We start from the raw sequence: 11,594 nt of genomic DNA on the forward strand, positions 1-11,594 counted from the left end.
TTCGCAACAACAGATAGTTATGAGAAGCAGTCGCATTACACTTCTTTCCCACAAAGCAACCCGTTGTGGGAGAGGAAGCCAGCATGCAAGACCACAGGCCACAAGGCAGCAAGCCCCAATTTCTACCAGGCAGCAAGCCCCATTTTCTATCAGGCAGCAAGCCCCGTTTCAAAGTGAGCCGCACCTCGGCCTTGGTGCTTTTAGCGCTGGCTTCAGCCAGCGCCGCCGCGCAGGAAGCGGCCGTGTCCACGCTGCCCAGCGTGCAAGTCGTGGGGGATTCCGACCCCACCACCACCGAAGGAACGGGTTCCTACACCCCCCGCGCCACCGCCGCCAGCACCGGCTTGCCGCTGACGCTGCGCGAGACGCCGCAGTCGGTAACGGTCATGACCCGCCAGCGCATGGACGACGAAGACATGCGGTCGTTGGCCGATGTAATGGCCAGCACGCCGGGCATCTCGGTGCAGAACTACGACAGCGAGCGCTATTCGTTCAGCTCGCGTGGGTTCAGCGTCAGCAACTATATGTATGACGGCGTGCCCACCGGTTTTGATGTGGGCTACGCAGCGGGCGAGTCGTCCATCGACCCCATCATCTACGACCGCGTTGAAGTCGTGCGCGGCGCGACCGGCCTGTTGACGGGCGCGGGCAACCCGTCGGCGTCGATCAACCTGGTGCGCAAGCACGCCACCAGCCGCGAATTCAAGGCCGATGTCAGCGTCAGCGCGGGCAACTGGGACACCTATCGCGGCACGCTGGACTTGTCGACGCCGCTCAGCAAGGACGGCAGCGTGCGCGGCCGCATTGTGTCGGCCTACCAAGACAACCATTCCTATCTGGACGGCTACCAAAGCACGAAAAAAATCTTCTACGGCGTCGTGGATGCCGACCTGACGTCGCGCACGACCTTCAGCGCGGGCTTCAACTATCAAGACAACGACCCGCAACGCAGCAGCTGGGGCGGCTTCCCGCTGTGGTACGCGGACGGCGGGCGCACCGACTGGAAGCGGTCACTGAACACGGGCGCCGACTGGAGTTCGTGGGGCAGCACCACATCCGGCGGCTTCGCCAGCCTGGAACATCGCTTTGACAACGACTGGCGCGTGCAGGCCGTGGCGTCCCATTCCAAGCACGAAATGGACGGAAAACTGCTGTATCTGTACGGCTGGCCCGACCGCGAGACCGGCCTGGGCGTGAGCGGATCGCCCGCCTGGTATCTGGGCGACCGCAAGCAGAACAGCCTGGACGTCAAGGCCACCGGCCCCTTCACCGCGTTTGGCCGCCGCCATGAAGTGGTGGTGGGCGCGAGCTTCACCCGCCAATACGCCGACTTCGACTACCGTTCGGCGATATCCGCCGCCCCGGTCGGCAACTTCCTGAACTGGGACGGCTCCTATCCCGAACCCGACTGGAGCGACACCGCCGTCACCGCCAGCCGCTACACCACCAAACAAACCGGCTGGTACGGCGCGCTGCGCATGAACCTGGCCGATCCGCTCAAGCTGATCGTGGGCGGACGCTACAGCACGTGGAAGACGGACTCTGTCGGCTTTGGTGGCGGCAGCCGCGAAGCCTTCGACAAGAACGCATTCACGCCGTACGCCGGCCTGTTGTACGACATCAACGAGACCTACACGGCCTACGTCAGCTACACGGGCATCTTCAATCCGCAAAGCTACCAGGACCGCAATGGCGGATGGCTGGACCCGCTGGAAGGCAAGTCCTATGAAGCCGGCGTGAAGGGGGAATTCCTGGAAGGGCGCTTGAACGCCAGCGCGGCCGTGTTCCAGGTGGAACAGGACAACGTCGCGCAAACCGACCCGGGTTACTTGGTGCCGGGTTCGATCAACCAGGCATACCGGGCCGCCCAAGGGACGCGCAGCCGCGGCTTCGATCTTGAGGTGTCGGGCGAAGTGACGCCGGGTTGGAATCTGGCGGCGGGCTGGTCGCATTGGACCGCGCGCGACGGCGAAGGCAACGCCATCCAGACGGATCAACCGCGGTCGCTGGTGCGCTTGTTCACGACTTACCGCCTGCCGGGCGACTGGAATCGTCTGACGGTGGGCGGCGGCGTCAATTGGCAGAGCGGCGTCTACACCATCGCCAGCGGCCCCAACGGCGACGAGCGCGTGGGCCAAGGCAGCTACGCCATCACCAACCTGATGGCGCGCTACCAGTTCAACCGCAACCTGTCGGCGCAGTTGAACGTGAACAACCTGTTTGACCGCAAGTACTACAGCCAGGTTGGCTTCTACAGCCAAGGCGCATGGGGCGCGGGCACCAGCACCATCCTGACGATGCGCTACCAGTACTGACGCTTGCCCGGCCGCCCGCCGAGCACGCGTCAGGTCGTGGTGCAAAGGGCACCTGGGCGATCAAGCGCGCGTCAGGTCGTGGTGCAAAGGGCACCTGGGCGATCAAGCGCGCGTCAGGTCGTGGTGCAAAGGGCAACTGGACGATCAAGCGCGCGTCAGGTCTGGGTGCAGAGAGCCACCGGACAGTCGCGCAAGAGGTCGGCCAGGGGAATTCTGCCTTCGCCTTCCACGTTGACGGGCCGGCCGGAGAGCACATTGCGCAGGGGGCCGACGCCGTCCGGCAACTGCACGTGGGTGCCATCCCAGAAGCGCGCAGCCTGGGCGGCCTGATCTTGCGCGTAAGGCGCCAAGGCCAGCGCGCAATGAAGGGGCGCGACGGCCAGCACGCTGCGTCCGTTGTGCCGACGCAGATAGGCGATGACATGCGCCGCGCGCGGGCCTTGTGCGGTCAACGGCACGTATTCGCCGTGATCGAACAGGCCCGGGTCCGCAGCGCGTAGCGTCAGGCAGCGTTGGATCAGTTGCTGCTTGATGGCGCCGCTGCGCCACGCCGCCGCATCGGTGGCGATGGGAGCACCGGCCGCCGCCAGCAGCGCGGCGCGTTCGGCGTAGTCGACAGCGCGGCGATTGTCGGGGTCCACCAAGCTGAAGTCCCACAAGTCCGTGCCTTGGTATAGATCCGGTACACCGGGCAAGGTGTTGCGCAACAGGGTCTGGGTCATGCTGTTGACAAGCCCGGCCGGGGCGATGCCTGCCGTCCACGCGGCGATGTCGCGCAGCAGCGCTTGCCCTTCGCCGGTCTCTTGCAATGCGGTTACGCAGTGGCGGGCTGCGGCTTCGTAGCGGGTGTTCGGGTCGGTCCAGCTGGTATGCAGCTTGGCCTCGCGCAAGGCCTTTTCCTGCCACTGGAGAATGCGTTCCAGAAACGCAGCAACGTCTGCGCGGTTATCCGCGGACAAGGACAACGGCCACGCGCCGACCAGGCTTTGCAGCAATAGATAACGGTCGGCGGGCGTTGGTGAAGCGGTGGGAGAACCTATCGGCGATCCCGTTTCTGAATCCCTTTGCGATTCCCTTTTCGATCCATTTGGTCCCAGACGCGGAATCCAGTTCTCGGCCACGCGCTGCCAGCGTTCGGGCGTTTCGCTCAGCACGGCCAGGCGCGCACGCGTGTCTTCGCCGCGCTTGTGGTCGTGCGTGGCGGTGGCGAGCATCGCGTGTGGATGCGTGCGGGCGCGGGCTTGAGTCAGGGTATGGAAGGCGTCAAGCGGCAGGGCGAATTGCGTGGGACTGGAGCCGACTTCGTTGCGTGACAGCAGCGGGCCGCGCCGGTAGAACAAGGTGTCTTCCAGCGCCTTCGCGGCAAGCGGCGGTGTTAACTGCTGGAAGCGGCGAAGCGCGCCGGCTTCATTGTCGGCGCGGGAACCAGCATCAGCACCAGCATCAGCCCCAGCATCAGGACCAGCACCAGCATCAGGACCAGCATCAGCACCAGGACCAGCATCAGCATCAGCACCAGCATCAGCACGAGCATCAGCATCAGCGCCAGCGTTGGCACCGGCACCGGCGTCAGCATCGACTTCAGCGCCAGGACCCGCACCAGCCCCAGCACCAGCATCAGCCTGCTGCGGCCCTGCCAGCCACGCGTCGATCTGATCAAGCAGCTGCGCGTCGGCTTCCGATCCAACCAGCGCCGCGCGCGCGTGGTCCCGCGCGATGCGGCACCAGCGTGCGTCCTCGGCGCTGCGGCCGCCGTCTTCGGCATAGCTGCGGTACACGGGAAAGGCCGCCAGCAAGGCGGTCAGCACCCGGTCGATGGCGGTGGACGTCCAGTCACGCGTGCGCAGGTCTTGCCGTGCGATGCGAGTCAGCGCGCGTACCAACGCCTGGCGTTCCACGGGGAAGTGGCGCGCCAGCATGCGATGGCGCGCGTCCAGTAATTGGGCAGACGCGCTGCGCGCGTCGCCGCTAAGGGTGTTCCAGAATTGCTCCATCGGCGCCTGCGCCTGGGGCGCATGCAACAGCGCGCCGGTCTGGTCCATGAAGTCGTAGCCGGTGGTGCCGTCTACCGGCCAGCGTGCATCCAGCACTTCTCCATCAGCCAGGATTTTTTCCACGACGAGATAGGCCGTGGCATTCCCGGCGTGCTGCGCGCGGGCGTCGTCAAGCTGCTCACGCAAGCGCCGCAAGTACGCGCCCGGGCGGGCCAAGCCATCGACGTGGTCGATGCGCAGCCCGTCCAACACGCCTTCCCGAACCAGCTGCAACGGCAGCGCATGCACGGCGTCGAAGACTTCGTCGTCTTCCACACGCACGCCCACCAGTTCGCTGATTTCGAAGAAGCGCCGCCAGTTGATCTGCTCGGGCGCGGTGCGCCACCACGCGAGCCGGTAATGCTGGCGTTCCAGCAGATCATGCAGACGCGCCGCGCAGTTCGCCGCGCGATTCGCTGCGCCGTCCGCTGCGCCGTCCGCTGTGCCGGGATCAAACGCCGCGCAGACGGAAGCGGGGTCATCCCCAGCCGGAGCCGTGCCGGGGGCCAGGGGCAGATGCTGTCCGCCCGCTTCGATGGCATAGCCATCAGCGGCCGCGGCGTCGTGAATCAATCGGATGTGGCCGGCGGCCAGCGCCTCGCCATACGGCTCGCCCAGCACCGGCAGCAGCACTTTGCCGTGCAGCGCTGTGTCAGCCGGTTGCCAGTCGATGTCGAACGTGCCGGCGTGGCGGCTTTGCGTGCCATGCCGCAACACATCGGCCCACCACGCGTTCGAGGCGTGGGCGGCCATGTGGTTGGGCACGATGTCGGCAATCAGCCCCAAGCCGTGCCGTCGCGCCGCGTCGGTCAGCCTGCGCAGCGCGGCCTGGCCGCCCAGTTCCGGATTGATGCATTGATGGTCAATGACGTCGTAGCCATGCGTTGAACCCATCCGGGCCTGTGTGATGGGCGACAGGTAAAGATGGCTGACGCCCAGCGCCGCGTAGTAGGGCACCTGCGCGCAGGCGTCGTCCAACGTATAGCCGGCATGCAGTTGCAGGCGCGCGGTGGCGCGCGGGGCGCTCATGTCCGCCCCCGCACCGCGCGCACGGGTTGCAGGCGCGCCTGGCTGGCGGGCGCGTTCAGGCACTCGGCCACCGACAGCGGCGTGCGTTGCCGCCAGTTGGGATGGTGCGCGACGGTGCCGGGCAAGTTGGGCTGGTCGAGCTGGCCTGCCAGATCTTCCAGTGGCACCAGCATCAGCGGGCAGGGCGTGGCGGCGACAAAGCCCAGCAGTTCGGCGCTAGGCGCCCGGCGGGGCAGCGGCAAGGTGGAAGCGGCGGGTGAACTGGACTGCACAGACCGCCACAAGGTCGCGCGGTCTTCCAGGCGGGCAGCGCGCAACGCGGCTTCTTCTTGATCAGGGCCAAGCAGGCTCAGCCGCGACCGCCACAGAATGTCCTGCGCGTGCCACCAGCCTTCCAGCGTGGGCAGATCGTGGGTGGTCGTCATGGCGACGGCGTTGGCGGGCCAGTCGCCGGGCGCCAGGAAGGCGGCAGGCGGCGACGCGGCAGGCTCTTCTGCCGTTAGATGTGGCCGCTCAGCCCCATTAGCGCCATTAGCTCCATCTGCACCGACAGCCCCGTAAGCACGTTGGGTGCCCTGATCGCCGCAGGTCGCATCATCCCCGTCAGCCGTATCAGGCCCGTCGGCCCACTCATTTCCGTCATCGCCATCAGCCGCCTTCGCCGGCTCCGCCGCCTTTGCCCCGTCAGCCGCCCGCATGAACCACAGCACATCCATGCCCAGCACGCCGTGCGCTTCAAGTTGCGCGTCGAATCCTTCCGGAACCGTGCCCAGGTTTTCACCAATGATCAGCGCGTGATGCAACCAAGCCTCCAACGCGATCAGCCGCAGCAATTGCGGCATGGGGTAACGCAGATAGCCGCCGTCTTCGGGCGAGGCGCCATCCGGGATCAGCCACAAGCGCGCCAAACCCAGTATGTGATCGATGCGCAGCCCGCCTGCGTGCGCCAGGTTGGCGCGCAGCATTGCCAGAAACGCCGCATACCCGGATTCGTGCAGGGCAGCGGGTGACAACGCCGTCAAACCCCAGCCTTGCCCCAGTGGGTTGTACAGATCGGGCGGCGCGCCGACGCTGGTGCATTTCATCAGGTCGGCTTGCCGGCTCCAGGCATGGCTGCCCTGGGGGCTGCCGCCCACGGCCAGATCAGCCACCAGACCAACGCGCATGCCTGCGTCGCGCGCCGCTTGCTGGGCGCGCGACAAACTGGCGGAGGCCAGCCATTGGCTGAACCGATGCACGTCGACGGCCTCGGCATGGTCGGTGGCATAGCGTTGCGCGGCGGACGAGCGCGGGTCGCGCAGGTCGGCCGGCCAATGGGTCCACGCCAACGGGGCGTCTTGTCCCTGCGCGTGGTTGCCGTGCAGCGCTTCGAACAGAGCGTGGTCGTGCAGGTCTGGCCCGGCCGCGTTGCAGAATGCCTCGTAAGCCTGCCGTTGACCGGTGGTGGCGCCGGTGACGAAGCCTGCGTGCAGGCGTCGCAACAGCTCGTGGCGCAGCCGGGCCGCGGCGGGCCAGTTGATCAGCGGTTGCGCATCCAGCATGCGCAATTGCGCGAGGTCCATGCCCGCCAATGCGGCGCGCACCGCCTCCTCGCCGAGAACGCCCGCGGGGTCCGCAAAGAGCGTGTTCACAAACAAGCGGCTGGAGGGCGAATACGGGCTGCATTGCGCGGGGTCCGCCGCGAACATCGCATGCACGGGGCTGATGGCCAGCGCGTCGGCGCCCGCCTGCCCGGCCGCCATGGCCAGCTCGCGCAATGCGCCGAAGTCGCCGAAGCCGTGTGTGGACTGCGTCACGTCAGCGGACGGGCGGCGCAGGCTATAGACCTGCGCCGTCAGCCCCCAGGCGCGCGGGTGCTTCGTGCGGCAGATGTCGTCCAGAGAGGGCGCGCGCGGCGGCGCAACCGCCAGCGTGCATTCGCCGCCTTGCGTGCTTAAGGCGTAGTACCCGGGCGTGGCGGGCGCGCGCAGCGTGGGCTTCAAGTCCGGGCCGTGTGCGGTGCGGCCGGCGATGGCGGCCGACGCCGCCGCTTGCAATTGATAAGCCCCGGCGCAATCCGGCGGCAGCGAGACAAGCTCGCCGGGCAGGGCGATCAGCATCGCGGGCAGATGCGTGCGGGATAAGGTGGCAGCCAGGCGCTGCCGGCTATCGCGGATGTCAGCGTCGGACGCCGCTGGCAGGTCCATCGCGCTGAGCAGGGCGCGCAGCGTGTCGGGCGACACACGACGTGGGCGTTGGTCGGCGCCGGTCCAGTCTTCGGCGATACCGGCCTCGGCGGCCAGGGCGGACAGGGGGCTCATGATGCTTCCTCCAGCAGCCACACGGTGCTTTCGGAACACAGGCTGCCCGATGCCAATGCCGCGAACGCGCCCGCGCGGGATTCAAACAGCAGTGACGATGGCGAGTGCGCGGCGGCAAGCGCGCGTTGCGCAAGCTGTTCGCGCACCGGACCCAGGTTGACGTACACCGTGAGCAATGCGCCGTCGCCCAGCCGCCATTGCGCGTGTACGCCATGCCGGCCGACCGCGCGGGCGAACACGCTGCGCGCGCCCGTCAAGCGGGGGGCGATGGCGTGCTGGCGCAGATGCAGCAGCGCTTCGTACAGGGTGCGCCATGGCTGGGCGTCCGGCCGCTCGCCGTCGCGCCAGGGCACGCTTTGCGCCCAGGTGTATTCGGAGTTGGGGTCTGGCACCTTCAGCGCATCGTCACCGCTGAATTCAGGAAATGCCGCGAATTCGCGCTGGCGTCCTTCGCGCACGGCTTGCACCAGCGCCGGGTCCGTGTGACTGGTGAAATACAGGAAGGGCGCGCGGCTGCCGAACTCCTCTCCCATGAAAATCAGCGGAATCTGCGGCGACAGCAATTGCAGCGCAACGGCGGCGCGCAGGCGTTCGGCATTTTCGGCCAGTTCCGTCAGCCGTTCGCCGCGTGCGCGGTTGCCGGTTTGGTCATGGTTTTGCAGGAATAACACGAACGACGTCGGCGGCAGGTGTCCGCTGGGTTCACCGCGCGTGGCGCCTTGCCGGTACGGCGAGGGCTGGCCTTGATACAGCCAGCCTTCCGCCAGGCAACGCGCCAGGGCCTGCGCGGGCCGCTCTGCGTAGTCGGCGTAATAGCCGCGCGATTCGCCCGTCAGCAAATGGTGCAGCACGTGGTGCGCGTCGTCATTCCATTGCGCGTCGTACCCCTGCGTCAGCAGGCTGGCGCGGTTGTCGTCATTTTCCAGCACCAGATGCACATGGCGATGCGCAGGCACCTGGCCGCGTAGAAATTGCGCAAGCTCCACCAGCCAGTCGGGGTCTTCAATGGCATGCACGGCATCCAGGCGCAACCCGTCAAAGCGGTATTCCATCAGCCAGTACAGCGCGTTCTCTTCGAAGTAGCGCCGCACAGCAGGTTGCCGGAAGTCGATGGCGGGCCCCCAGGGGGTGGGGACGTCCTCCCGGAAAAAAGGCGCGGCGTATTGGGGCAGGTAGTTGCCCTCGGGGCCGAAGTGGTTGTAGACCACGTCCAGCATTACGCTCAAGCCCAGCCCGTGGGCCGTGTCGATCAGGTGCTTGAGCGCTTGCGGCGGGCCATAGGCCGTGTCGGGCGCGTAGGGCAACACGCCGTCGTAGCCCCAGTTGCGCGGCCCGGGAAAATCCGCGATCGGCATCAGTTCAATCACCGTAATACCCAGCGCGGCCAGCCCCGGCAGCCGGGCGGTCAGGCCGTCAAAGCCGCCGCTCAAGCCCACGTGCGCTTCGTAGATGACGGATTCGCGCCACGGGCGGCCGGACCAGGCGGGGTGTTGCCACGCATAATCGTCCGGCCCGGCGACGATGCTGGCGCCGTGCACATCGCCGTCTTGCTGGCGCGAGGCCGGGTCGGGCACCAGTTGCCCGTCGCCCAGCCGATACCGGTAACGCGTGCCGGGCGGGCAAGCCACATCGGCTTCGGCATAGCCATCGCTGTCAGGATGCAAAGCAATGGGCGGCTGGCCGTCGATCAGCAACGCCAAGCCTGGCGCCGCCGACGGCGCCCAGAGCCGAAAGCGCGTGCGTCCGTCGGGCAGCGGCAGCGCGCCGTGGGTGTAGGGTTCAGGCGGGACTGTCATGATGCCGCCCCGGGAACGACGCCTGGCATGCAGGCGGCCGACAGCAGCACCAGGCTGTGCGCCTGCACGATGATTTCCGATTCGGAGACCGGGGCCGATGGCACGGGCGTGGCCGAGTCCAGTTCGCGCAACCAGGGTAGCGCCGGTTCCGGCAGCGTGAACGTGGCGGGCTCCGCGCCCGGGTTCAGTAACAGCAGCGTGATGTCGGCACTGCCATCTTCACGCAACGCCGCGCGGCGCAAGGCCATGGTGCGGCCTTGCGGGTCGTCCCAAGCGGCTTGGTCGATGGGGCCGCCATCGGTGTCGAACCAGGCAATCGCGCTGACGCCCGGGCAGATTTCTTGCGCGGCGTCGCCAAAACGCGCCGCGCGCAAGCTCGGGTGGTCGCGCCGCAATGACACGGCGCGCGCCACGAACTGGCTTAGTGCGCGGCCTGCGTCGCTCTGCGCCTGCGTCCAGTCCAGCCACGACAAGGGGCCGTCCTGGCAGTAGGCGTTGTTGTTGCCGTCCTGGCTGTTGCCGAACTCGTCGCCCGCCAACATCATCGGCGTGCCGTCGGACAGGAACAGCGTGCCGAGCAGCGCGCGCTGCACCTGGCCACGGCGTTCCAGAATGGCGGGGTCGTCGGTGGGGCCTTCCACGCCCCAGTTGTGGCTGTAGTTTTCAGAGTGGCCGTCGTTGCCGTCTTCGCCATTGGCTTCGTTATGGCTGCCGTCGTAACTGACCACGTCTTGTGTGGTGAAGCCGTCGTGCGACGCCACGAAGTTCACGCTGGCCCAGGGCCGGCGATGGCGGCGGTCGAACACATCGCGCGAGCCGCACAGGCGCGCCGCCATGTCGCCGCGCATGCCTTCGTCGCCGCGCCAGTAGCGGCGCACGGTGTCGCGGTAGCGGTCATTCCATTCGGCAAGCGAAGGGGGATGGTTGCCCAGCTGGTAGCCGTCGGGGCCGATGTCCCACGGTTCCGAGATGAGCTTCACGCCCGCCAGGGTCGGGTCTTGCAGCATGGCGTCAAAGAAGCCCGAGCCCGGGTCAAAGCCCGTGCCTTCTCGGCCCAGCGTCACCCCCAGGTCAAAGCGGAACCCGTCCACGCCGTAAGACGTCGTCCAGTACCGCAAGGAATCCATCACCATCTGCAAGACGCGCGGGTGCGACAGGTTGACCGTGTTGCCGCAGCCGGTGTCGTTGATGTAATAGCGTTCTTCGCCGGGCATCAGCCGGTAGTAGCTGGCGTTGTCCAGCCCGCGCCAGGACAGCGTGGGCCCCAGCTCGCTGCCTTCGCAGGTGTGGTTGTAGACCACGTCCAGAATCACTTCCAGGCCGGCAGCGTGCAGGCGGCGCACCGCCTGACGCAGATCATTCGGCCCGCGTTGCAGGTAAGACGGCTCGGGCGCAAAGAACGACAGCGTGTTGTAGCCCCAGTAGTTGCGCAAGCCCCGTTCGATCAGGAAGCGGTCTTGCAGAAAGGCGTGCACGGGCAGCAGTTCCACCGCGGTGACGCCCAGCCGCAGCAGGTGTTCGATGAAGCGCGGGTCGGCCAGGGCGGCGCAGGTGCCGCGTATCGGCTGGCGCAGGTCTTCGCGTTGCATCGACGCGCCGCGCAGGTGCACTTCGTAGATCGTTGTGTCCGACCACGGCGTATTCGGCGCCTTGCTGTTGCCCCAATTGAACGGCACATCTTCCGTCACGATGGCCTTGGGCATGGCGGGCGCGCTATCGCGGCGGTCCATCGACAAGTCGGTGCGGGCATGGTTCAGCCGATAGCCAAACAGCGCGTCGCTCCAGACGACCGGGCCGGTCAGGTGGCGCGCATAGGGGTCCAGCAGCAGCTTGTGGGGGTTGAAGCGGTGGCCGTTGCGCGGGTCGTACGGGCCGTGGGCGCGGTAGCCGTAGACCAGCCCGGGCTGCGCATCCGGCAGGTAACCGTGCCAGATTTCGTCGGTACATTCAGGCAGGTCAAAGCGCCGCAGTTCCTTGCGGGCGCGGGCATCGAATACGCACAGTTCGATGCGGGTAGCGTTGGCCGAAAAAACGGCGAAGTTCACGCCCAGGCCATCGCTGACCGCGCCCAGCGGGTACGGCTGGCCGGTGGTCAAGCGGGTCAATTGAGTGGGGTCCATG

5 protein-coding genes are annotated in these 11,594 nt (G+C 67.1%); 1 reads left to right on the forward strand and 4 read right to left on the reverse strand.

Annotation, left to right across the window (positions count from 1 at the left end):
* Positions 1–83: 83 nt before the first annotated feature.
* Positions 84–2,315: a ferric-rhodotorulic acid/ferric-coprogen receptor FhuE gene (gene fhuE, locus HV765_RS02975; RefSeq protein ID WP_420840097.1), complete on the forward strand. Its 2,232-nt coding sequence runs from the start codon at positions 84–86 to the stop codon at positions 2,313–2,315.
* A 155-nt stretch (positions 2,316–2,470) separates the two neighbouring features.
* On the opposite strand, the gene treY is transcribed toward fhuE, so the two are convergent.
* From treY to glgX, 4 genes are read right to left on the reverse strand one after another with little or no spacing between them, the layout of a single operon-like run.
* Complete coding sequence (gene treY, locus HV765_RS02980) at positions 2,471–5,377, reverse strand: malto-oligosyltrehalose synthase (RefSeq protein ID WP_175168725.1); 2,907 nt, start codon at positions 5,375–5,377, stop codon at positions 2,471–2,473.
* Entirely contained in the window at positions 5,374–7,677 is a 2,304-nt protein-coding gene (gene malQ / locus HV765_RS02990) for a 4-alpha-glucanotransferase (RefSeq protein WP_254600419.1), read from the reverse strand. Before malQ ends, treY begins: the two co-directional genes overlap by 4 nt.
* Positions 7,674–9,473: a malto-oligosyltrehalose trehalohydrolase gene (gene treZ, locus HV765_RS02995; RefSeq protein ID WP_175168726.1), complete on the reverse strand. Its 1,800-nt coding sequence runs from the start codon at positions 9,471–9,473 to the stop codon at positions 7,674–7,676. Before treZ ends, malQ begins: the two co-directional genes overlap by 4 nt.
* The gene (gene glgX, locus HV765_RS03000) at positions 9,470–11,593 is read right to left on the reverse strand and encodes a glycogen debranching protein GlgX (protein ID WP_175168727.1); all 2,124 of its coding nucleotides are present in this window, start codon (positions 11,591–11,593) and stop codon (positions 9,470–9,472) included. The genes treZ and glgX overlap by 4 nt, the downstream gene beginning before the upstream one ends.
* Position 11,594: the final 1 nt, after the last annotated feature.

Source organism: Achromobacter kerstersii (assembly GCF_902859595.1).
Lineage (GTDB): Bacteria > Pseudomonadota > Gammaproteobacteria > Burkholderiales > Burkholderiaceae_B > Achromobacter > Achromobacter kerstersii.

Coding starts and splice junctions, on each gene's coding strand:
- treY (WP_175168725.1), bottom strand. CDS start 5,377: ATGAGCGCCCCGCGCGCCACCGCGCGCCTGCAACTGCATGCCGGCTAT.
- malQ (WP_254600419.1), bottom strand. CDS start 7,677: ATGAGCCCCCTGTCCGCCCTGGCCGCCGAGGCCGGTATCGCCGAAGAC.
- fhuE (WP_420840097.1), top strand. CDS start 84: ATGCAAGACCACAGGCCACAAGGCAGCAAGCCCCAATTTCTACCAGGC.
- glgX (WP_175168727.1), bottom strand. CDS start 11,593: ATGGACCCCACTCAATTGACCCGCTTGACCACCGGCCAGCCGTACCCG.
- treZ (WP_175168726.1), bottom strand. CDS start 9,473: ATGACAGTCCCGCCTGAACCCTACACCCACGGCGCGCTGCCGCTGCCC.